This is a genomic window from Rouxiella chamberiensis (assembly GCF_026967475.1).
Classification (GTDB): domain Bacteria; phylum Pseudomonadota; class Gammaproteobacteria; order Enterobacterales; family Enterobacteriaceae; genus Rouxiella; species Rouxiella chamberiensis.
The window spans coordinates 1868680-1892468 of the sequence record NZ_CP114058.1 but is presented as its reverse complement, the minus strand read 5'-3'; the positions used below and the strand labels follow the sequence as shown (position 1 = coordinate 1892468).

The window sequence follows — 23789 nt, the reverse complement described above, 5'->3', positions numbered from 1 at the left end:
TAGAACAGAGGGTCGTGAACAAGAACTCGATATGCCAACGTTCATGAGAATAGCGCCTGATAGTTAAATAACATTTAATAACAAGGATTTATAAATAGTATCTTATCAGGAGCTATCCTCATCATCCGAGAGCGAGGTAACAGAATAAGGATGACCGCTATCGACGATTCCAGAAGTTCAGCAACGGCGTGACCGTAATTCCGTGTATCAACACACTGGCGGTAATAATTGTCAGCGCATAGTTGGTCATGGTGTCGGCTTCATTTCCCTGCATGCCATGCATATAGGCGTAGGCAATATAGTTAAGGCTACCGATGCCGCGAATACCCAGCCAGCCAAACAGCAATCGCTGCTGCCTGGAATAACTGGAACCTATGGTCGAGATATACACTGCCAGCGGGCGAACAATGCAGAAAAGAATAAACGCCAGAATCAATGCCGACGGATCCCAGTGCAGCGCAAGCGTAACCCCCAATACGATAACGATGGCCGCCGCCATCAGGCGCTCGATGGTGTCGCCAAAGGACAGGGCATCGCCAATCACCAACCCGACGGCTTTCAGCGGACTGCGTTCCTGAATCGCGTGGCGAAGATGCGGGTTGATCATCATTTCGGCCGGCGGATTGTCGTCTTCCTCTTCATCCGTCGGATTTCTGCGCTGAACCTTGATTTCCGCACTGCGCAGGCCGACACCGGCGGCAAAGGCCGCGAGAAAGCCTGACGAATCCACGGCAAGCGCAATCGAATAGCTCAGGCAAATCAGCGCCAGCGCAATGAAATCACTCGGCGCGTCTTCGCCCTGAATATGACGCCAATGGGTTGAAATAAGCCCGACGATGCGCCCAAGCCCATACCCGATGCCGATACCGGCAAACAGCGCCCAGATAACGTCGATGGAAAACCAGTGCAGCAGTTCTGTTCCTGAAACCCCACCTTCGGCGTTGTGCCACAACAAGGCCAGCATCAATAGCGGCAGGGCGGTGCCGTCATTAAGACCCGCTTCGCTCGACAATGACAGCCTCAGGGTATCGTCATCGCGAGAGTCATTGACCGCAATCAGGCTCGCCAGAACGGGGTCCGTTGGCGCGATGATGGCCGCGAGCGCGAGCGAAATGGGCCACGACAGACCGGCAAAAAAGTGGGCAATCAACATTAACCCGCCCACAGTCAGGATCATGGCGGGCACGGCGAGCCGAAATCCTATCTTCCAGATGCTGGCCCGCAACGGCACGCGGATTTTTAATCCGGTGATAAACAGCGAAGTGGCGATGGCGAATTCGGTGATGTGGCTGACCAGCGTCGAGTGGGCAGTAATATCAAGATGCAGTAAATCCAGCCCCCAAGGGCCACAAAGTACGCCGACCAGCAGGTAAATCCCGAAAATAGGGATCGGTGTGCGATTAATCCAGCCAAATGACAGCGACATAAGCAGCAGCAAACCACCGACTCCGGCAGTCCATGCGAGATAATTCATAATTCCCCTAGGCTAAAATGTAAAAAAAGTAACAACCAATCCAACCTATTATAGTACAGGCAAAAAAATACCCGCACAGGGCGGGCAAAGTCGCTTGGAACACAGGGGAAATTACGCATAAAAGTTAGCAGAACCTTTTTGTTTCGCCACTCACAAAAAAAGAATTTTGCGATATGAGAGCATTCTGAACACGCCCCTTCTGGAAACCCCTCGTCAGCGGCTACGCTTTAATAACAGAAGTTTACCTTCAATAAAAAATAAGCATAAAAAGCGTTTCAACCTTTAGCGTAGCAATGTCGAGTGGTGATCTTGAATGAGCAATGAAACCTGCACAATTATTTTCAATGGCAACAGAATTACAGGGCGCAGCGGGCAACCGTTAATCGATTTTCTGGACCAGCACGGCGAAAAACTTCCGCACGTGTGTTATCACGAAGCACTTCAACCGCTACAAACCTGCGATGTTTGCTGGGTCACCCACCAAGATGAACTGGTTCGCGGCTGTACGCTGCAAACTTACGAGGGAATGACGGTATCGAGTCTCGACACCCATGCAAAAGCCGCGCAGGAAGAGGGCATGGATCGCGTGCTCAACCGGCACGAGCTGTATTGCACGGTATGCGAACACAATACCGGCGACTGTACGTTGCACAACGCCGTCGCCGACATGCACATCCCGATTCAATACTATCCCTATGAGCCAAAGCCCTCGGCCAAGGATTTTTCCAACCCCTTTTATACCTATGATCCGGATCAGTGCATTCTCTGCGGCCGCTGCGTTGAAGCCTGTCAGAAACGTTGAAGTCAACGAAACCCTGTCCATCGACTACACCAGCGACCATCCCCGCGTATTGTGGGACGGCGGCGAGCAGATTGCCGGTTCGAGCTGCGTAAGCTGCGGGCACTGTGTGACCGTGTGTCCGTGTAATGCGCTGCTGGAAAAGACCATGCAGCCAGATGCCGGCCCCTTTACCTCCGCGCCGCCCGATTTGAAACGCCCGATGATAAACTTTGTAAAATCGCTCGAACATTCGATTGGCATGGGGCCCATTACCGGCATCTCTATCATGGACATGGCGATGCGCCAGCATGAGATAAAGAAGACCAAAACGGTATGCACTTACTGCGGCGTGGGTTGCAGCTTCGAAATGTGGACCCGCGACCGCCATATCCTCAAGGTTCAGCCGGTGGCCGATGCGCCCGTCAACGGTATTTCGACCTGCATCAAGGGCAAGTTTGGCTGGGATTTCGTCAACAGCGAGAAGCGGCTGACCACGCCGTTGATTCGTGAAAACGGCCGTTTTCGTCCGGCAAGCTGGGACGAGGCGCTGTCTCTGGTCGCCAGTCGATTAACCGACATCGCCCATCGACACGGCGGTGACAGCATCGGGTTTATCGGCTCCAGCAAGGCCAGCAATGAAGAAGCCTACCTTACCCAAAAGATTGCCCGCCTGATTTTTGGCACCAACAATGTCGATAACTCGTCGCGTTATTGCCAGAATCCGGCGACGGAAGGCCTGTTTCGCACGGTAGGTTACGGCGGCGATGCGGGCAGCATCGGGGACCTCTACCAGTCGGAGCTGATTGTGATCGTGGGCAGTAATCTGGCTGAAAATCATCCGGTTATCGCCACACGTATCAAACAGGCCCACAAGCATAACGGCCAGAAACTGCTGGTGGTCGACCCGCGCGCGCATGAGATGGCCGAGCGCGCCGACTGCTATCTGCGCATTCGTCCGGGTTCGGATATGCTCTGGGCCTCGGCGATGTCGCGCTATATGTTCGATGCAGGCTATGCCGACGAAGCCTTCCTCGCCGCGCGGGTGAATGACGTAGCGCGCTATCGTGAAAGCCTCGAACCCTTCACGCTGGAGTACGCCAGTGAACATACCGGCCTGACCGTCGAGCAGTTGCGTACGGCAGGCGAGATGATAGGTCAGGCAGGAAGTGTGTGCATCCTTTGGGCGATGGGTATTACCCAGCACAGTCACGGTGCCGACACCAGCACCTCGCTGTCCAATCTGCTGCTGGTCACGGGCAACTATGGCCGTCCGGGAACGGGAGCCTATCCGATGCGCGGACATAATAATGTGCAGGGTGCCAGCGATTTTGGCTGTCTGAGCAACATGTATCCGGGTTACGAGAAAGTGACCGACGCCAAAATGCGGGAAAAGTGGGCCAAAGCCTGGGGCGTTGCGCCGGAACACCTTTCCGACAAGGCCGGTGCCGACAACTTTATGATGGTGCAGAAAGCGCACAAGGGTGAAGTGAAGGCGATGTTTGTGATCGGTGAAGAAACGGCTTTCGCCGATGCCGATTCCACCACCGTTCACGAAGCCTTTAGTCGGCTGGAGTTTATGGTGGTGCAGGATATTTTCATGAGCCGCACTGCCGAATTTGCCGACGTAGTGCTTCCCTCGTGCCCAAGCGTTGAAAAAGAGGGGACCTTCGTCAATACCGAACGCCGTATTCAGCGATTCTACGAGGTCATGCCGCCGCTTGGCGACAGCCGCCCTGACTGGCGCATTCTTACCGAACTGGCGAGTCGTCTGGGGCATCCGTGGTATTACACCCATCCTTCGCAAATCATGGCCGAAGCGGCGGGCATCGCCGAGGCATTTGCGGGCGTGAGCTATCCACGTCTAAGCAGCTGGCAGTCACAGCAGTGGCCGGTCAACGCCGAGGGCACCGGCACGCCGCTGCTCTATACCGAGCAATTCAAGTTTCCCGACGGCAAGGCCAGGCTTCACGTGCTGGAGTGGAATCCGCCGCAGGAGCAACCCGACAACGACTACGATTTAACCCTCAACAACGGCCGAATGCTCGAGCACTTCCAGTCCACCAACCAGACGGGACCGGGAGGACGCATTCTGTCGATATCGCCTTACTGGTTCGTTGAAATCAGCCCGCAGTTGGCGGACGAACGCGCACTGCAAGAGGGCGACTGGGTCACATTGACATCGCGTCGCGGTTCTATAGAGGTGCCGGTACTGATTACCGATCGCGTGGCCGGTAACGGGCTGTTTATTCCTATTCATTTCGGCGAAAACGGCGTGAATGCCCTGACTGGCGAGCATCACGATCCTGACGTCAACACGCCGGCCTATAAAGAGTTGGCGGTGAAAATGAGTAAAAGCGGACAACCCAACAACGGCAGTCCGCTGCCCGCGCATAACTTCCGCTACGGCAAACGTACGCCACTTTCCCACGTTCCGGTCGAGGAGAAATGGCAACAGGAGGGCTACACCTTGCCGCCCGAACATACACCGCATCCGGAGAAATTCTAATGGCCGAGAAGATGAGTTACGACGTTCCGCCTACCCAGACGCAGCCCGACGCCAGCGAGGCATTGGGTACACTGCTGGAGAATCTGCACAAGCACGGGTTTTTGCGCCTGGCCAACGATTTGGTGTGCGCCAATACGCAGATTGCCAAAGTATTGGTCGATGGCCTCTCGCAGCCCGGCTCGCAAACCACCGTACAGAACTTATCGCTGCTGCTGATGGCGCTGTCGCGCGTGCCTCCCGAGCGGTTCAATCAGCTGTTGATGGCGCTTACCGACGGAGCCAATGCGCTGAGTACGGCATCTCAAGACAAACAGGAGAGCAAGGCACCCGGTATTCGCGGAGCCATCAAGATATTGCAGGATGACAAGCTGTGGGGCGCAATTTCGCCGTTGCTGCAGGGCATAAAGTCATTTTCGCAGGGGATGGCGCAGGAGCCGGAGAAACCGATTACCCGCTACAGCGGCAAGAAAACACAGGCCTGAGGGGCTGTCAGGGAGTCTGCGCCAGCGCGTAAGCTCCCTGACAGCTTGAGATGGGTTAGTCGGCGTGAACCGCATTCACCTCGACATACATGTGGTCGTGGTCTTTTTTCAGGTGGCCGTTAATGTTGACCAGTGTATTGGGTTTAACCGTGTGTCCGCGCCATTTGTCGTGCGGAATAATCAGGTCGATCGAGCCGGTTTTATCTCTGAATTGATAGGTGTTGTCACCGGTTTTCTTGATGATATTGCCTTCCAGCGACACCCAGGCGTTTTCGCGCTGCGGTTTGGACATCAGTTGGCGGACGTTGCTGCCAATGCGGGCATCATCGGCACCTTTAACGCCGCTTTCCTGCTTGTGAGGCGGCGGTGGCGCGGCAGAAGGATCAAAACCGCCATCGGTCGGAGGGGCTGCCATGGCCGAGAGACTAAACAGTGCTGCAAACAGTGCGAGTGAAGCCTTTTTCATGTTGTCATCCTTTTACAAAACGGTCTAAATCAGGCCAAGCCCAAAATCGTTGGTGCCAGAGTGCCAATACCGACGCCATTTCAAACAGCCTGAAGGTAACGATGATTTTAGGTCAGTATGTGATATTTGGCTATTATATGAGGATAAATAAGGACTTTCGTGCAACCAAGTTCACATTTGAGAGAAATTTATCGGCCGTGACACCGTGGCATAGGCTCCCTATAATCGCAGCATTCACGTATTTCACCGTTCTCGAATTCAAGGATACTCAATGGCGGGTTATCAGCCTCCCTTTTCCATAACGCCTTTGATCCTGAATCAGGTCATCACGGTAGGTGAACTGCTGGGCCGGTGGGCGGCACAGGCCGAGCGCGCCTCCCCTTTATTGCGAAAAGAGAATCGTATCCGCACGATCCAGGCCTCTCTAGCCATCGAGCAGAACAGCCTTTCAACGCAGCAGGTCACCGATATCATTGAGGGCAAACGGGTTCTGGCGCCACCCAAAGATATTCAGGAAGTGCGTAATGCACTGCTGGCTTACGAAAAGCTCCCGACGCTCGACAGCACAAGCCGGAAAGATCTCCTTGCGACGCACCAGATATTGATGAAAGGACTGGTGGATTATCCGGGCGTTCTTCGTCAGGGAGAGGTAGGTATTTACCGCGAAAAGCAGCTGATTCATATGGCACCTCCTGCCAATCAGCTTAATCGTCTCGTCAATGAGCTTCTTGACTGGCTAAAACACACGGATTTACATCCGCTCATCGCCAGTTCGATTTTCCATTACGAGTTCGAATTCATACACCCCTTCGCGGACGGCAATGGCCGAATGGGGCGCTTATGGCAAACCCTAATGTTAAGTCAATGGCGTTCGGAACTGGCATGGTTGCCCGTTGAAACGCTGATTTTCAAACAGCAGCAGGATTATTATCGCGTATTGGGTGAGTGCGATCGCGCCAGTGATTGCACTGTTTTTATCAGCTTTATGCTGGAGAAACTCATTGAGGCACTTAATGAAGGGATTAACGAGCAAAGCGCCAAAACCGACAAAATGTCGGTCAATATGTCGGTCAAAATGTCGGTTAAGCCTGAACAGGGAATCACTCGCACGGCCGCCATGCTACTCACAGTCCTCAAAGAACAGCCAGCCGCCACGCGCAGTGAATTAGCGGAGCATTTGGGCATCAGCTTGAGAACCATTGAGCGTAATTTAAAATTACTTCAAGAAAAGAACAAAATCGAGCGTATCGGCACACCTAGAAACGGACACTGGATAATCACTTAATGATCGCCGCCACCCTGTTAACTTCAGGGCGACGGCGAATTGACAGGTTTATCACCACTTCACGGCGCTTTGCTGCCAGGCGAGTACGCGGTCGCGTACGGCAAACAGGAGAGTGATGAGCGACGAGAACAGCAGCGCCATCACGATCAACGCGCCATACATGTTGGCATAGGCAGCCCAGCCTTGCGCCCACTGCAAATACCAGCCCAATCCGGATTTCACCCCCATCATTTCTGCGGCGACCAGTACCGAAAACGACGCGCCCAATCCCATAAACAGCCCGACAAATACATGCGGCAGCGAAGCCGGGATAGCGACGCGCAATATCAGAAACAGATTGCCCGCACCCAGCGTTCTTGCCACGTCGTAGTAACGCGAATCGACGCTCGAGACACCGGACCACGTCAATACCGTCACCGGGAACCAGGTCGCCAGTGCGATAAGAAAGATGGCGGCCGAAAAGCTCGACGGGAAGAAATACAAGGAAAGCGGCAGCAGGGCGGTAGAGGGCACCGGCCCCAGGAAGCGGAGAATGGGATGCACCCAGTAACCCAATCCACGCGACCAGCCGATGGCAACGCCGGTCACAAACCCGCTTAAGCTGCCAAAAATAAAGCCCAAAGCCAGCAGGCGCAAGGAGTTGAGCACGCTGTCGCCAAGCCGTTGCCAGTCAGTGGCATAGGCTTCGACCAGCGCTCTCGGCGGGGCGAAAAATGGTGCGGGCAGCAGCGCCAGTTTTGCCGTCACTATCTCCCAAATGCCTATCAGGACTGCCAGCGCAATAAGCCAGCGGGCAGCGCGTTGCAGCGGCGAAAACAGCACGCGCCATTGCAGCACGCGGCCAACCAGCGCCGCAATTGTCAAGGCAGCGGCTACCCCCATAAATAACCGATGCGTTTCGCCAACAAACCGGGGCGGGGCGAAGCCGACCGGTTTGTCCGGCCAGAAGACCATCAAGGCCACCAACGCCCACCACGCAAGCAGCGCGATTGTCAGCGCAGGGGTTATTCCCTGTTTTTGGCGAACAGCGGCAGGATTTAACCTGTCGAGCGTTTCACTGGACATCGGCACTCCTTATCAGCTCATTTTCATGGTGTCGTGTGCGGCAGGCAGCAAATTCGGCACATAATGGTCGGCAAATTTCTGTGCATCCGTATCCGGGCGGATAACATTGATAAGTTTCAACTCGTTGACATACGTCGCCACCTCGCCGCGCAGTTGTTCGCCGGTTGAATGGTGGTTATGCGTGTGCTCCTTGAGCATCGCGGCGATGTCATCGATAGGCACGTTGCCCGGCACAAACGGCGCGAAGATTTTAGCCGTTTCTTCGGGGTTATCTGCGGTCCACTGCTGTGCATCGACAATCGCCTGCGTAATGGCCTTGGCAACCGCCGGATTGTCGCGCACCAACGACCCCCGCAACCCCAGTACGCAGCAGGTCATCATGCGATATTCGCCGTTCATGTTGTTATCGACCTCAATCAGATCGTAACGCTTCTTGATGAGCCAGCCCTGCGGATCGTCGCTGGCAATCGCCTGCACTTCGCCCTTGCGCAATGCTTCGCCAAACAGGTCGGCGGGATATTGCACCCAATTGACCTGCTTGTCGGGATCGATGCCCTGTTTCGCGAGTTGTATCGCAAAGAAATTACGCAACGGGCTGGCCTGATCGCTCACCGCGACATTCTTGCCGACCAGATCCCGCACGCTGTTGATGCCCGCATTCTTTGGGGCAAGTAATCTCATACAGCCGCCGTGCGTGCCGACCGTAAGATCAACATCAAAACCCTGTTCCAGCGGTTTTAGCCAGCGCAGCGCCATGCCGATGCCGCCGTCGGCCTGACCGGTGGCTATCGCCTGCAATAAAGAGTCGGTCGGGCCGCTAAAGTTGACCGGCTCGACATCCAGCCCGTATTTTTTGAAGAAACCCTGTTTAAGCGCGACGGAAATCGGTGCCTGACACACTGCGGTCTGTCCCCAGGCCAGCTTGATAGGGGTTAATGGGACGCTGTCCGCCGCGGTATTGGCAGCCCATGCAGGCAGCGCCGAGGTCAGACCAAGGCCTGCGCCCAATAAACCTGCGCGTTGAATAAATGCACGCCGTGAAGAGTCGGTAAATCCTGCCATCGAACACTCTCTTATTAGTTTATGAAAAAGGAAAAATATACGTCAGGCTGTTTGTAAAGATTTGTTAGTTGACTACTGTGACAAAAACAGCGAACGGGCTGAAATAACAAATGCGCATTTATAATTGCGTCTCAGGCTTATTCAATTTCGGGATTAGCTTTGCTGGTATTGAGCATTTACCTTTGCCCGGAAACGCGGAATATTTTATTCATAAATATGATGGATGAGGTAAGCCATGCTTTCAGGCGACACAGTGAATTCCGCTACGGGATTAGCATTGAATATTGATAGGGTCAGTCACGCCTTTTATCTGGAAGGCAAAACGCTGCCCGTTCTGGATGATGTTTCGCTCAACGTCGAGCCGGGCGAGTTTGTGGCGTTGCTTGGACCTTCAGGGTGCGGAAAATCTACGCTGCTGCGTCTGGTGGCCGGACTCGACAACCCGAGTGTGGGCGACATCTACGAAGACGGTCGTCCGCTGCTGCAACCCGATCCCAGCCGCGTGGTGGTGTTTCAGGACCCGACGCTGTACCCGTGGCGCAGCGTGTGGGGCAATGTGTCGCTGGGTTTACAGACGCGGGGGAAGCTGACGCAAGCGAGCCGCCAACATATTGATAATACTTTGAATAAGGTAGGTCTTGCTCAATTCGCCAATGCCTGGCCGCATCAGCTTTCAGGCGGCATGGCGCAGCGTACGGCCCTGGCGCGTGCGCTGGTTAATCATCCCCGCCTGCTGATTCTCGACGAACCGCTCGGCAAGCTGGACTCGTTGACCCGTATCCGCATGCAGCAGGAGTTGGTGTCGCTGTGGCGTGAACAGCAGTTCACGGCGCTGATGGTTACGCACGACGTGGAAGAAGCGCTGCTGATGGCGAATCGCGTCGTGATTTTCAGCCCGCGTCCGGCGCGCATTATTCACACCATCGACGTGCCCCTGGCTTATCCGCGCCGCCGCGACGATCCGCGTTTGGTTGAATTACGCACAGAGGCGCTGCAATTACTCGGCGCCGATGTGCCCGTTGCCTAATTAATGGAGTTCATCATGACCATCAATAACAGCATTACCGAATTGGTAGGCAGCACGCCATTATTACGCCTTAACCGTTTTCGCGAGCAATATAACCTCGACGTCGATCTTCTGGCCAAGCTGGAATATTTTAATCCGAACCACAGCATTAAAGACCGCATTGCGCTGGCGATGATTGAAGAAGCCGAACGCACCGGGAAATTAAAGCCGGGCGTGACGCTGGTGGATACCACCAGCGGAAATACCGGCATCGGTCTGGCGGCCATTGCGGCGGCAAAAGGGTATAAATTTCGCGTCTATCTGCATGACAAGCTCAGCGATGAGCGTTTTGCAGTGTTAAGCGCGTTCGGCGCAGAAATCATCCCGTTTAGTCAGGTGCCGGGCTTCGATAAAATTCTCGAAGAGAGCGACGGAGATTTCGTGGCCGCCGCCAAGTGGCTGGCTGACAACGTGATCCGCAAGGAACCCAATATCTATTTCACCTATCAGCTGGAAAATCCGGCCAATCCGCGGGCGCATTATCACAGCACGGGACCGGAAATCTGGCAGCAGACCGCAGGCCGGGTCGATATTGTGATTGCGTCGGTCGGCACGGGCGGAACGTTGTCGGGTGCCGGAAAATATCTGCGACAGCTTAACCCCGATGTGCAACTTATTGCCGTGGAACCGGGCGTTCATTCGATTCCCGACAGGGATAATCCCGAAGCCAAAGAGATAACCGGCGTGCATGCCTTCAGTACCGTGACCCCGGAAAGGGTGCCGTTGACGCTGGACCGCGAACTGTTTGACGAGGCCTACGCCGTCGAGAGTTGGCAGGCGGTGCAGGTGGCACGAGAGGTGGCAGTGACGGACGGCATTCTGGTCGGGGAATCTTCGGGTGCGGTCCTGTTTGCAGCGCGCGAGATTGCCCGTCGACCGGAAAACAAAGGCAAGCGAATTGTCACGATACTGGCCGACAGCGGACTGACCTATCTCTCCACCGGCCTCTTCAACCCGCAACTCAGCGTCGAGCAGATAAAAATTTCGGCCCTGCTGAAAAGTCAGGTTCCGGCCTGACCCAAAGTGTTTCGCTGCCCCGCAGAACGTGGCGGGGCAAGGTTTAATTGATATCCGCTATTTTTTGTCGAGAGACCAGGTCGCGCTGCTGACATTGACGGCGACCGGCAGTAATCCCACCTTTTTGAACTTGTCCGCCAGTACCTGCTGCTCCTGGAACACCTCGGGCGTCATGCGCTGCGCGCCAAACGGCATTCTTGCCAGCGCCTTCGCCCAGATAGCCTTGTCCAGTCCGGTCGATTTCGATTGAATGTCGGCGGTTTCATCCGGATGGGCATTTGCCCAATCGCTGGTGGTCTTTAACTCATCGACCAGCTTGACCGCCGTTTGCGGATAGGTGTCGGCAAACTTGCGGCTTGCAAGGAAGAAGGTGTAGTGCGGCACCAGTCCTTCGGCATTGGTGACTTCGCGGGCCTTGGCGTTGGTTTCCACTTCGGACAGGAACGGGTCCCAAATCGCCCAGGCATCAATCGCGCCACGCTGGAAAGCGGCACGGGCATCGCTTGGCGTCAGGTAAACCGGGGTAATGTCTTTGTAAGTCAGACCGGCTTTCTCAAGTGCGGCGACCAGCAGATAGTTGACGTCGGAGCCTTTGTTCAGCGCCACGCGTTTACCCTTGAGGTCGGCAACGGTTTTCACCGACGAGTTTTCCGGCACAACGATAGCTTCGGTTTTCGGACTGGCTGGCGAGTGCGCCAGATAGACCAGATCAGCCTGCGCCGCCTGCGCTATCACAGGGGGCGCATCACCCGTTGCCGCGAGATCGATACTGCCGACATTCAAGCCCTCAAGCATCTGTGGACCGGCGGTGAACTCTACCCAGCGCACCTCGATACCCTGTTTTTTGAAATCAGCATCCAGCGTGCCGCGATATTTCAGCAGGGCAAAAATATTGGCTTTCTGATAGCCGATATTCACCACCTTAGGCGCGGTTTCGGCAAATGCAGAGGCCGTGGAACCCAGCATAATCGCGGCGGTCAGGGCGCTCAGAATCAGCTTTTTCATCTTGTTTATTCCTGAAAGACATTAAGTGCACAAAACATAACAAAAGTTGTAATAAGCGTTTAATAGATAAAATTCATAACTTAGACGAAAAGTTACTCGGCCCACACCGCATCGCGCACCTTGATGGCACGTGGAATCAGGCCCAATGCATAGAAGCGATCGGCGATTGCCTGCTGGTAGCGAATGATAGTCAAGTCCATGCGCTGCGTCTGATGGCTGCGACGGGCAAGCGCGTGGGTCAAGGATTCGGTCGGCAGGCCAAGCTCGGCAGAGAGCAGGCTGGCGGCGTCGCTGCGGTTGGCATCGATAAAGCGGCCGGTTTGCACCAGCGCCGCCATTAATTGATGCAGCAGATCCGCCGAATGCGCGGCGAAATCGCGATGCGCCAGATAAAACTGATGATTGTTCACGCGGCCACTGCCGTTGGCTATCACACGTAATTGCCCGCAGCGCTCGGCATCGCTGAGCAAGGGGTCCCACATCATCCAGGCATCGACCGCGTGATGATCGCTTGGCGTCAGCGGGTATTTCGGCGGCGAATACACCACGCGGACATCGTCCAGAGTCAGCCCGGCTTCATCCAGAATCTGCACCAGCAGGTAGTGCACGTTGGAACCTTTATTCACCGCTATCCGCTTGCCGCGCAGGTCGGCTATCGTCGCAATGGGGCTTTCGCTGGCGACCAGCAAGGCCACACTCTGCGGCGCGGCGGGTTCCCACGCGACATACAGCAGCCGATTGTCATTGGCCTGGGCAAACAGCGGCGGTACTTCGCCGGTGGTGCCGAAATCTATCTCGCCATTTCCGAGCGCATGCAGCAATTGCGGTCCGGCCGGAAACTCGCTCCACAACACGCTGATGCCGCTGCCGGCAAACTGCGCCTCCAGCAATTGACGCGCCTTGAGAATGCCCAGATTGCCGAACTTCTGATAGCCGATACGCAGTTCGCGTTCATGGGCAGCATGCGGCGTAGCGCATCGCTGCCCGTTGCCGCCCACACTGCGGCGCGGCCTGATGACGCCAAGATGACCCAGATGGGTACGCAGGGTATTTCGGCTTATCCCGAGCCGTGCAGCCGTCTGCAACTGATTGTTGCCGCTGAGTTCAAAGGCGTTGCGTACCAATGCGTCCGTCATGCGCCGATATAACTGTGATTCGCCGCTTTGCAGTTGCTGGCGCATGAAGGTGTCTAGCGCCGCCTCGCCGAGCGGCAGCGTTTCTGTGCTCATCGGCGTCAATCGTAGCTGGTGCGGGGTGATGACCGGATCTCGGCTCAGCAATACGGCATTGTGCAGGGTATTTTCCAGTTCGCGTATATTGCCGGGCCACGGATAGTCCATCAGCGTTGCGAGCGTCTCTTCGCTGAGCTGCAACTGCGGACGTCCGAGACGGCGGCCGTAAAGCTGCAGAAAATGCGCGGCCAGAACCGGAATGTCTTCCCGGCGCTGTCTAAGCGGCGGCAGGGTAACGGCGGCGACATTGAGCCGGTAATAGAGATCTTCACGAAAGCGCCGTTCACGAATGGCCTGCGCCAGATCCACGTGGGTGGCGGCGATGACCCGCACATTGACCTTCACCGGCTTGTGCGAACCCACGCGCGTGACCTCACGCTCCTGCAACACGCGCAGCAGTTTGACCTGCAAGGGCAGACTCAACTCGCCGATTTCGTCAAGCAGCAACGTGCCGCCTTCCGCCGCCTCGAACCACCCTTGATGCCGGTCGCGCGCGCCGGTAAAGGCGCCTTTCTCGTGGCCGAACAGTTCGGATTCGGCCAGACTTTCCGTCAGTGCGCCGCAGTTGACGGCCAGAAAAGGCTGCTGACGACGCGGGCTATGATGATGCAGATAGCGCGCCACCAACTCCTTGCCCGTTCCGGTTTCACCCACAATCAATACTGTGGCATCGGTGGGGGCAAGCCGGTCGAGCACGCTTTGAAAAGCAAGGGATGCGGGGTCGATAAGCGTAGGGCCGTGATGTTGCATAGCAATGACTCCGAGGCAGACTGAGGAGAAACCATACCGTTAAGCCGCGTTGACCACGAGAGGGCAAAACGCGGAATTGCTGCAAATGCAGCAGCGTGGCGTCATGGTCTGCTGCATTTGCAACAGTTTTAAGTCAAAGAGAAAATTCTAATTCATTGAAAAATATCACATTAATGTTACCGCTTCGTTGGCATGCATCCTGCTTACTCTCATATAACCAAAGTTTAATTTTCTATCTATTAAATTAAGATATCGTTATATAGGAAAGTGATAATGAGCGAATCAGCACAGGGCAACATCAACGTTTTCTGGTTTTTGCCCACCCACGGCGACGGGCGCTATCTAGGTACCACAGAAGGCGGTCGCCCGGTCGATCTTGCGTATTTACAGCAGGTTGCGCTGGCAGCCGACAACCTCGGCTATTACGGCGTACTCATTCCCACCGGAAAAAGCTGTGAGGATTCCTGGTTGATTGCCTCGGCCCTTGCGCCGATTACCCGCAAACTGCGTTATCTGGTCGCCGTTCGTCCGGGCCTGCAACCGCCCACTCTGGCGGCGCGTATGGCGGCGACACTGGATCGTCTCTCCGAGGGGCGATTGTTGATAAACGTGGTGACCGGGGGCGATCCTGTCGAGAACAAAGGCGACGGCATCTTTTTGAGTCACGCGGATCGTTATAAGGTCACCCGCGAGTTCCTCGAGGTTTATTCCCGCCTGCTGAAAGGCGAGAAGGTCGATTATCACGGCGAACACATTCGTGTCGAAGGTGCCGAGGTACTGTTCCCGCCGGTTCAGCAGAACGGTCCGCCGCTCTACTTTGGCGGTTCTTCCGACGAGGCGCTTGAGGTGGCGGCCAACCAGATTGATACCTATCTGACGTGGGGCGAACCGGTTGAACAGGTGGCCGAAAAACTGGCGGTGGTGCGCCAGCGTGCCGAAGCCCGTGGCCGCACGCTCGATTACGGCATTCGCCTTCACGTCATCGTGCGCGAAACCGAGGAAGAAGCCTGGGCTGCCGCCGACAAGCTTATCGCCCATCTCGACGAGGACACCATCGCCGCCGCACAGAAAATTTTTGCCCGGATGGATTCCACCGGTCAGGCACGGATGAGTGCGCTGCATGGCGGCTCGCGCGACGGCCTGCGCATCGGGCCTAATCTGTGGGCGGGTGTCGGTCTGGTTCGCGGCGGCGCGGGCACGGCACTGGTTGGTAATCCGCAGCAGGTGGCGGCGCGTATTCGCGAATATCAGGCGCTCGGCATTGAAAACTTTATCTTCTCGGGATATCCGCATCTCGAAGAGGCCCACCGCTTCGCCGAACTGGTCATGCCGTTGCTGCCCCTTGCGTCGAACGCGGAAAAACGCCAGCGCACGGTGAATACCGGCCCGTTCGGCGAAACCATTGGCGGCGATCGTCGTCCCGAAAAGTCGTCATCTACGCGTTAAGGAGTTCGTCATGAGCCAATCGATAACGGATCAACCGCTGCAATTTGCCTATTGGGTGCCGAATGTTTCCGGTGGACTGGTCATCAGCAACATCGAGCAGCGCACCCAGTGGGACTTTGACTACAACCGCAAGCTGGCGCAAATCGCCGAACGCGCCGGTTTTGACTACGCCCTGACGCAGATTCGTTTTACCGCCGGTTATGGCGCAGACAATCAGCACGAGTCGGTCAGTTTTTCACACGGACTGCTCGCCGCGACCGACAGGCTCAAGGTGATTGCCGCACTGTTGCCCGGCCCGTGGAACCCGACACTGGCGGCCAAGCAAATCGCCACCATCAGCCATCTCACGCAGGCGCGGATCGCGGTCAATATCGTCAGCGGCTGGTTCAGGGGCGAGTTCAAGGCCATTGGCGAACCCTGGCTTGACCACGAAGAGCGCTATCTGCGCTCCGAGGAGTTTATTCGCTGTTTGCGCGGGATTTGGCAGGAGGAAACCTTTAATTTCGCCGGAGATTTTTACCGCTATCGCGACTATGTAATGAAACCGAAACCGCTGGACCCGCTGCCGGAAATCTTTCAGGGCGGCAGTTCGCGGGCGGCGCGGGACATGGCCGCGCGAGTTTCGGACTGGTATTTCACCAACGGCAACACCGTAGAGGGCATTCGTCAGCAGGTGGATGATGTTCAGCAAAAAGCGGCGGCCAATCAGCATCAGGTCAAAATCGGGGTGAACGGCTTTGTAATTGCCCGTGAAACCGAGCAGGAGGCGCAGCAGGTGCTGCATCAAATCATCGCGCAGGCCAATCCGGATGCCGTTAAAGGTTTTGCCCACGAAGCGAAGAATGCCGGTAATGCCTCACCGGAAGGCGAAGGTAACTGGGCGAAATCGAGTCTTGAGGATCTGGTGCAATATAACGACGGATTCAAAACCAATCTGATTGGCACGCCGCAGCAGATTGCCGAACGCATCATTGCGCTCAAGAATGCCGGTGTCAGTCTGATGTTGCTGGGCTTTCTGCACTTTCAGGAGGAGGTCGAGTATTTTGGCCGAGAAGTCATCCCGTTAGTCCGCGAACTTGAAAGACAGCAGCAGCGGGAGTTGGCGCATGGCTGAACGGCATATCGTGATTGTGGGCGGAGGATTCTCCGGCACGGCGCTGGCTATTCATCTGTTACGTCACGGCAACGCGGAGCTGAATATCACGGTTGTCGAACCCCGCGAGCAGCTGGGACAGGGTGTGGCCTACGGCACCCGGGATCCGGCGCACCGCATCAATGTGCCGGCCGAACGCATGCAGCTTTCGGCGGCGGAAGAGGGCGATTTCGACCGCTGGTATCGCACAACGGCCGCTTACGCTCAGGATACGGCCGCGCGCCGGGAGGACGGCAGGCTGTATCCGCAGCGCAGTCAGTTTGGTGTGTATATGGCCGAGCGCTTTGCCGAGGCAAAAGCCGCATCGTCGGCCCGCATTCGGCATGTTCGCGACCTTGCCGTGGCATTTGACGAGGGCAGTGTGGTAACGGCAGGCGGAAAACGCTATCAGGCAGACGACCTGGTGCTGGCGATAAGCCATCCGCCGCCCGCGCTGCCTTCGGCACTGAGGCCGTTGGCAGAAAACCCGGCCGTGATCGGCAATCCGTGGCGGCGTGGCGCACTCGACGGGGTAGGCAAAGAGAGCCGCGTCGCGATCATCGGCAGCGGTCTGACCATGTCGGATGTGGTCGCTTCGCTGCATCGGCGGGGGCATCGCGGGGATATTCTGGCGTTTTCGCGGCGGGGTCAACTGCCGCGCGCCAATCTGGTGGGGCAATATGCGCCGCGCGTCCTCGACTCTTCCGTTCTGCAAACGACGACCGTGCGCGCGCTGCTGCGCCGAATCCGGCAGGAGGTCGCGCTGGCCGCCACACAGGGTCTGCCGTGGCAATTGGTGCTTGATGACATTCGTGGAAACGGCCAGCGCCTGTGGCAGCAGTTGTCGCTAAAAGAGCAACGGCGTTTTTTGCGCCATTTACGCCCGTGGTGGGACGTGCACCGCTATCGAATTGCGCCACAGGTGAGCGCGGTGCTGCAACAGGGGCAGGAGGAAGGGCGTTTGCAGGTGAACGCGGCACGACTGCTACAGGCCTCCGCCGTGGGGCAGCAGCTTGCGCTCACGCTGCAACAGCGCAACGGACAGACTCGTCATATTCTGGTCGACAACATCATTGTTACCACCGGACCCGCACACGGCGCACTGCTCGACAGCGACCCGCTGTTAAATCAACTGGCGCGGCAGGGCATGATTCAGGCCGACCCGCTCGCACTCGGCATTGAGGTCAATGCTCTTTCACAAACCCTGAATACTGAAGGTCAGGCCAATCCGCATCTGCGGGTTGTAGGGCCGGCAGCACGCGGACGATTTGGCGAACTCATGGGCTTGCCGCAGGTCGCCGAGCATGCCGAGTCGGTAGCAAGACAGTTATTGAGTGAAACAGCGCGTCGGCTCGATGAGCGATGTCCGGCCTCACTGAAATCAATCTGATATTTTCCTGATTTTTTCATGAATAGATAAGCGTAAAGCCTGATTTATTTCTGATTTTCAAATTTTTACAGGCTGAGGATGCGCGTCAACCGCCCTCGGCTTAGGGAGTCGCCATGTCTTCACAACGAGAAATACGTCTTAATGCGTTTGATATGAACTGTGTCGGTCATCAGTCACCGGGCCTCTGGGCGCATCCGCGCGATCGCTCCTGGCAGTATAAAGATCTGGAATATTGGACCGATCTGGCGCGCCTTCTCGAGCGCGGCAAATTCGATGGCCTGTTTATTGCCGATGTGCTTGGCGTATATGACGTGCTGGATGGCAATAACGAGGCCGCCATTCGCAACGCTACTCAGGTACCGGTCAACGATCCGCTGGCATTGATTACGCCGATGGCGCTGGTCACCGAGCATTTGGGTTTTGGTCTGACTGCTTCGCTGTCTTTTGAACATCCTTATCCTTTTGCCCGCCGACTCTCGACGTTGGACCATCTTACCAAAGGGCGAATAGGCTGGAATATCGTGACCTCGTATCTGGAGAGCGGTGCGCGAAATATTGGCTACAAGGCGCAGACCGATCACGATGCCCGCTACGACTATGCCGACGAATATTTGCAGGTGGTGTACAAACTGCTGGAAGGAAGCTGGGAAGAGGAGCGATTCTGCGCGACCGCGAGCGGCGCATCTTCTCCGATCCCCGCAAGATCCACCCGATCAATCATCAGGGAAAATTCTTTCAGGTGCCGGGTATTCATCTGAGTGAACCTTCGCCGCAGCGCACGCCGGTGCTGTATCAGGCCGGTGCGTCGAGTCGCGGAAAACAGTTTGCCGCCGAACATGCCGAATGCGTGTTCGTGGCCGCGCCGTCGAAAGTCCTGTTAAAGAAAACCGTGGCGGATATTCGCCGTCGTGCCGCCGAAGCCGGACGGGATCCGCGCAGTGTACTTATCTTTAATCTGCAAACGGTCATCGTCGCAGAAACGGATCGGGCGGCGCAGGCAAAGTGGCAGGAGTACACCTCCTATGTCAGTTATGAAGGCGCGCTGGCGCTGATATCTGGCTGGACCGGCATCGATTTTGGTCAGTACCGGCCCGATCAGGTGCTTGAACATCTGCATACCAACGCGATTCAATCGGCCGTTGAAACCTTCTCCACGGCCGATCCAAATCGCCAGTGGACCGTGCAGGGTCTGGCCGACTGGGTTGGCATTGGCGGCTTTGGGCCGCTGCTGGTGGGCAGCGCCGAGACGGTAGCCGATGAGTTGCAGGACTGGGTCGAGGAGACGGATGTGGACGGATTCAATCTGGCCTATGCGGTCACGCATGAAACCTTTACCGACGTGGTGGAGCTGCTGGTGCCCGAGTTGCAAAAACGCGGCGTGTACAAGCAGGCGTATAAAGAGGGCACGCTGCGTGAAAAATTGTTGGGGCAGGACGCGCGTTTGCAATCTCCGCATCCGGGCGCGAGCTATCGCCGCCAGCCACAGGCGCAAACGGTTTCGAAAACAGAAGCCGTAACCCCGCGTTAATTCCCTGTTTTCTCCCTCTCGAAAGACTGGAAAGGCTGTGGCCAATCCAGTCCTCGTGTTGCGCGAAATATAAATTAACTTATTGATAATTAACAAATTAATAGCAAATTTTGTTGTTTGTTATTCGCCGTGCCGCGCTCTATAACAGAGGCTATTCCTGTACGGGCTTCCATAAAATATTTGAAACATCAGAGGGGACTATGAGCACACTTAATCTCGACGACGGCATCGTTGCGCCGCCGTCTCATTCAGCACCCATAGGATCGGTCGGCGATGTCGCCAAACTTATCAACACCAGCACCCGCAAGAACAGCTATGCACGATGGATTGTCTTTCTGGCGCTGGGCGGCGTGTTCCTCGACGCCTATGATCTGACCACCTTGTCCTACGGCATCGATGATGTGGTCAAGGAATTTGCCTTGACGCCTACGCTGACCGGATTGGTGACCTCGTCGATCATGATTGGCACCATTATTGGTAACTTGATAGGCGGTTGGTTGACCGATAAATACGGCCGTTATTCCGTGTTCATGGCCGACATGCTGTTCTTCGTGGTGTCGGCGATTGCCGCCGGTCTGGCGCCCAATGTCTGGGTCTTGATAGGCGCGCGCTTTATGATGGGCATCGGCGTGGGCATCGATTTGCCCGTAGCGATGGCTTACCTGGCCGAATTTTCCAAGTTTTCGGGCAAAGCCAACAAAGCGTCGCGCCTCGCCGCCTGGTGTCCGATGTGGTACGCCGCGTCATCGGTCTGTTTCTTCATCATCTTCGCGCTCTATTTCCTGTTGCCAAAAGAGCATCTTGACTGGCTATGGCGCGCCTCACTGCTGTTTGGTGCCTTTCCGGCCCTGCTTATCATCGCCGTGCGCAGCAAATTCATGAACGAGTCACCGCTGTGGGCCGCCAATCAGGGGGATTTACAGGGCGCGGCACGCATTTTGCGAAATGCCTACGGCATTGAAGCCCACGAAGCGCCGTCCGCCGCGCAGACAGCCAAAAAAGCCCTGCCCAAGGTGAGTTTTCGCGTGCTGTTTCAGAAACCCTACCGCGAGCGCACAGTGGTGGCGGGCGTAATGAATGTCTGCATTTCCTTTGAATACACCGCGATTGCCTTCTTCCTGCCGTCGATTCTGGCGCAGTTTCTCGGCGCTGGCGTCTTTGAAACGATTTCGGCCTCACTCGGCCTGAATGCGCTGTTCGCCTTTACCGGCGGCCTGCTGGGGATGCGGCTGGCATGGAAGTTTCCGTCGCGCCATGTCGCCATCGCCGGTTTTGCGCTGCAATTTATCGCTCTGGTTTCGCTTGCGCTCATCGGGCATCCGACCGCGCTCATCGGCATCCTGTTTGCCATCGCGATGTTGGGTCTGTGGCTGTTTGCCGAAGGTTTTGGGCCGGGCGCGCAGTTGATGATCTATCCGGCGCTCTCGTACCCCACGCATATCCGCGCCACCGGTGTCGGCTTCAGTCGTTCGCTTTCCGGCATCGGCAGTGCGCTGGCGCTGTTTATCCTGCCAATTTTACAGGCATCGTTTGGCACCAACATGTTCTGGATTGTTTCGCTGAGCGCCATTATCCCCATTATTTTCCTGCTGGCTGTGCGCTTTGAACCCACGCATCAGGATATCGACGACCAACCTTCTTCTGGAGAACACCATGTCTAACGCCTCTTTAGCCCCTGATTACGAGACTTTGGCCGCCCGTTTTCGTCCGTTGTTTGCCCGTATCGCCGAAGGCGCGGTTGAACGCGAGCGCGAACGCCAACTTCCCGTCGAGCCCATTCGCTGGCTGAAAGAGGCGGGGTTCGGCACGCTGCGCATTCCCGTTGCACAGGGCGGATTGGGCGCTTCGCTGCCGCAGCTGTTTCAGTTGTTGACGGAGCTTGCCGAAGCGGATTCGAATCTGCCGCAGGCCTTGCGCGCGCACTTCGCGTTTGTCGAAGACCGTCTGAATCAGCCTGACAGCGATGAGAGACAGCGCTGGTTCCGTCGGTTTATCGACGGCGAACTGGTCGGCAGCGGCTGGACCGAAATTGGTAACCTCAAACTCGGCGACGTCATCACCCGCGTCGCGCCCGCCGAACACGGCTGGACCCTGAACGGTCACAAGTTTTACAGCACCGGCACACTGTATGCCGACTGGATTGACGTCTACGCGCAGCGTGACGACAACGGACGCGACGTGATTGCTCTGGTGAGCACGCATCAGCCCGGCGTGATCCGCGAGGACGACTGGGATGGTTTCGGCCAGCGGCTGACAGGCAGTGGCACGACCCGTTTCGAGCAGGCCCGGGTCGAGGCCGCCCACGTGTACGATTTCAGTGAACGTTTCAGATACCAGACCGCTTTCTACCAGCATGTGCTGCTGTCGACGCTGGCCGGAATTGGCCGGGCCATAACTCGCGATGCGGCGCAGGGCGTAGCATCGCGCAAGCGGATTTACAGCCACAGCAATGCAAGACGGGTCAGGGAGGATGTGCAGGTACTGCATGTGGTCGGCCAGATTTCGAGCTGGGCCTACGCGGTGGAGGCGACGGTGCAGCAAGCCACCCATGCATTGCAAACCGCGTATGACCTTCACGACAGCGGCAATGAAACGCTGATTGCCAAGGCCAATGTGCAGGCTGAAGTCGATGCCGCCAAGGCGCAGGTCGTGGCGAGCGAGGCCATCACCCGCGCGGCGACGGAGTTGTTCAATGCGCTCGGCGCTTCCGACACGCGTACCAGCAAGGCGCTGGACAGACATTGGCGCAATGCGCGTACCGTTGCGTCGCATAATCCCGTTATCTACAAGGCACGCAACGTTGGTGACTGGGAGGTCAACGGCAACGAGCCGACCTTTATCTGGCAAATTGGCAACGGCGAGTAGGGGGCAGTCATGAGCTATACGCAAGAGAGTGTCTGGCAGGCCTGTGACACGGCGCAAGTACTGACCACTGAACAGCAGGCGCTGGAGGCGGCCCATACGGTCGCGGCGCTGGCGATAACCGAGGCGGCGCATCGCGACCGCGAACGCATTTATCCGCTTGAAGCGCTGGCCCTTTTTAGCCGTTCGGGTCTGGGCAGCATTTCCGTACCGCGTGAGTTTGGCGGGGGCGGGTTGTCATATCGTACCGTCGCCGACGTGTTTCGCATTATCTCTGCGGCGGATCCTTCACTAGGCCAGATTCCGCAGAATCATTTCGGCATTATTCAATACCTGCGCGATGAAGGCACGCTCAAACAGCAGAAGGCGTTGTTTGCCAAGGTCGTGGCCGGTCAGCGATTTGGCAACGGCGGGCCGGAGAAAAATACCCGACATACCCGCGAGATAGCGGCGCGGCTGCATCGACACGGCGACGCGCTGCGCCTCACCGGCGAGAAGTTCTACTCCACGGGCGCGCTGTTTGCCCACATCGTGGTAACCACGGCGCTCGACGAGCAGGGCAAGGCGCAGATGGCGTTTATTGCGCGTCCCGCCGAAGGGCTGAACATTGTCGATGACTGGTCCGGAATGGGACAGCGCACCACGGCAAGCGGGACGGTGCATTTACAGGGTGTCGAAGTGGACCCACGCTGGCTGATTGCCGTGCCGCCGACGGACAAACCTTCGCTGCGAGGCCCCGTTTCGCAGCTGATTCAGGCTGCCATCGACGCCGGTATTGCGCGCGGCGCTTTTGACGAAGGCTGCCGGTTTATCCGCGAACAGTCGCGACCCTGGATTGATGCCGGTGTCGAACGCAATGCCGACGACGGGCAACTCCAGGCCGATGTCGGGCGGGTTTACGTCGAGTTGAAAGCGGCCGAGGCGTTACTCCGTCGTGCCGCTACGTTGCTTGATGGCATCGATGCCACGCAACTCGATGCCGCCACGGCGGCGCGTGCCTCTATTGCCGTGGCCGAAGCCAAGGTATTGACCACCACCATTGCGCTCAAAGCCAGTGAAAAACTGCTGGAATGGGGCGGCAGTCGGGCCACGCTCGCCAAACACGGGCTGGATCGCCACTGGCGCAACGCCCGCACCCACACGTTGCATGACCCCGTGCGCTGGAAATATCACGCTATCGGCCACTATTACCTGAACGGCGTTTATCCGTTACGCCACGCCTGGATATAAGGACATCGCC

General features: G+C 56.7%; 16 protein-coding genes and 2 pseudogenes. 12 read left to right on the top strand and 6 right to left on the bottom strand.

All coding sequences use genetic code 11. From position 1 onward, the window contains the following. Nucleotides 1-157: 157 nt before the first annotated feature. Nucleotides 158-1474: a cation:proton antiporter gene (locus O1V66_RS08685; RefSeq protein WP_045046784.1), complete on the bottom strand. Its 1317-nt coding sequence runs from the start codon at nt 1472-1474 to the stop codon at nt 158-160. A gap of 313 nt (nt 1475-1787) precedes the next feature. Here O1V66_RS08685 and fdhF point away from each other — a divergent pair. Together fdhF and O1V66_RS08675 are read left to right on the top strand one after the other, a co-directional pair. Further along, a pseudogene (gene fdhF, locus O1V66_RS08680) lies at nt 1788-4761 on the top strand (formate dehydrogenase subunit alpha). Beyond that, on the top strand, nt 4761-5243 hold the full coding sequence (locus O1V66_RS08675; RefSeq protein WP_045046786.1) for a hypothetical protein: 483 nt from the start codon (nt 4761-4763) through the stop codon (nt 5241-5243). Before fdhF ends, O1V66_RS08675 begins: the two are co-directional and overlap by 1 nt. A gap of 55 nt (nt 5244-5298) precedes the next feature. Here O1V66_RS08675 and O1V66_RS08670 read toward each other — a convergent pair whose 3' ends face one another. Further along, nucleotides 5299-5709 carry a YgiW/YdeI family stress tolerance OB fold protein gene (locus O1V66_RS08670; protein WP_045046787.1) on the bottom strand — a complete coding sequence of 137 codons (411 nt, stop codon included), beginning with the start codon at nt 5707-5709 and terminating at the stop codon, nt 5299-5301. A 271-nt stretch (nt 5710-5980) separates the two neighbouring features. Here O1V66_RS08670 and O1V66_RS08665 point away from each other — a divergent pair, with 271 nt between their 5' ends. Continuing rightward, the gene (locus tag O1V66_RS08665) at nt 5981-6994 is read left to right on the top strand and encodes a Fic family protein (protein WP_045046788.1); all 1014 of its coding nucleotides are present in this window, start codon (nt 5981-5983) and stop codon (nt 6992-6994) included. A gap of 51 nt (nt 6995-7045) precedes the next feature. Here O1V66_RS08665 and O1V66_RS08660 read toward each other — a convergent pair whose 3' ends face one another. Next, nucleotides 7046-8059, bottom strand: a complete 1014-nt coding sequence (locus O1V66_RS08660; protein ID WP_045046789.1) for an ABC transporter permease — start codon at nt 8057-8059, stop codon at nt 7046-7048. A gap of 12 nt (nt 8060-8071) precedes the next feature. Next, nucleotides 8072-9121: an ABC transporter substrate-binding protein gene (locus O1V66_RS08655; RefSeq protein WP_152623569.1), complete on the bottom strand. Its 1050-nt coding sequence runs from the start codon at nt 9119-9121 to the stop codon at nt 8072-8074. A gap of 235 nt (nt 9122-9356) precedes the next feature. Between O1V66_RS08655 and O1V66_RS08650 the strand changes: the two genes are divergently transcribed. Then, nucleotides 9357-10148: an ABC transporter ATP-binding protein gene (locus O1V66_RS08650; protein ID WP_045046790.1), complete on the top strand. Its 792-nt coding sequence runs from the start codon at nt 9357-9359 to the stop codon at nt 10146-10148. Between the two features lie 15 nt (nt 10149-10163). Further along, complete coding sequence (locus tag O1V66_RS08645; RefSeq protein ID WP_045046791.1) at nt 10164-11204, top strand: PLP-dependent cysteine synthase family protein; 1041 nt, start codon at nt 10164-10166, stop codon at nt 11202-11204. Between the two features lie 57 nt (nt 11205-11261). Here the strand turns inward: O1V66_RS08645 and O1V66_RS08640 are convergent, their stop codons facing one another. Both O1V66_RS08640 and O1V66_RS08635 read right to left on the bottom strand, forming a co-directional pair. Further along, the gene (locus O1V66_RS08640; protein ID WP_187329786.1) at nt 11262-12170 is read right to left on the bottom strand and encodes a sulfonate ABC transporter substrate-binding protein; all 909 of its coding nucleotides are present in this window, start codon (nt 12168-12170) and stop codon (nt 11262-11264) included. A gap of 131 nt (nt 12171-12301) precedes the next feature. Continuing rightward, complete coding sequence (locus tag O1V66_RS08635) at nt 12302-14191, bottom strand: sigma-54-dependent Fis family transcriptional regulator (RefSeq protein ID WP_045046793.1); 1890 nt, start codon at nt 14189-14191, stop codon at nt 12302-12304. A gap of 273 nt (nt 14192-14464) precedes the next feature. Between O1V66_RS08635 and ssuD the strand changes: the two genes are divergently transcribed. From ssuD to O1V66_RS08600, 7 genes and pseudogenes are all read left to right on the top strand, one after another. Further along, nucleotides 14465-15637, top strand: a complete 1173-nt coding sequence (ssuD, locus tag O1V66_RS08630; RefSeq protein WP_045046794.1) for an FMNH2-dependent alkanesulfonate monooxygenase — start codon at nt 14465-14467, stop codon at nt 15635-15637. Nucleotides 15638-15647: 10 nt separating this feature from the next. Then, the gene (gene sfnG / locus O1V66_RS08625) at nt 15648-16751 is read left to right on the top strand and encodes a dimethylsulfone monooxygenase SfnG (RefSeq protein ID WP_045046795.1); all 1104 of its coding nucleotides are present in this window, start codon (nt 15648-15650) and stop codon (nt 16749-16751) included. Then, nucleotides 16744-18159: an FAD/NAD(P)-binding protein gene (locus O1V66_RS08620; RefSeq protein WP_045046796.1), complete on the top strand. Its 1416-nt coding sequence runs from the start codon at nt 16744-16746 to the stop codon at nt 18157-18159. Before sfnG ends, O1V66_RS08620 begins: the two co-directional genes overlap by 8 nt. Nucleotides 18160-18272: 113 nt before the next feature. Continuing rightward, nucleotides 18273-19687, top strand: a pseudogene (locus tag O1V66_RS08615) (LLM class flavin-dependent oxidoreductase). 200 nt (nt 19688-19887) lie between these two features. Next, on the top strand, nt 19888-21348 hold the full coding sequence (locus O1V66_RS08610) for an MFS transporter (protein WP_045046798.1): 1461 nt from the start codon (nt 19888-19890) through the stop codon (nt 21346-21348). Then, complete coding sequence (locus tag O1V66_RS08605; protein ID WP_045046799.1) at nt 21341-22552, top strand: acyl-CoA dehydrogenase family protein; 1212 nt, start codon at nt 21341-21343, stop codon at nt 22550-22552. The genes O1V66_RS08610 and O1V66_RS08605 overlap by 8 nt, the downstream gene beginning before the upstream one ends. A 9-nt stretch (nt 22553-22561) precedes the next feature. Continuing rightward, nucleotides 22562-23779, top strand: a complete 1218-nt coding sequence (locus tag O1V66_RS08600; protein ID WP_045046800.1) for an SfnB family sulfur acquisition oxidoreductase — start codon at nt 22562-22564, stop codon at nt 23777-23779. Nucleotides 23780-23789 lie beyond the last annotated feature (10 nt).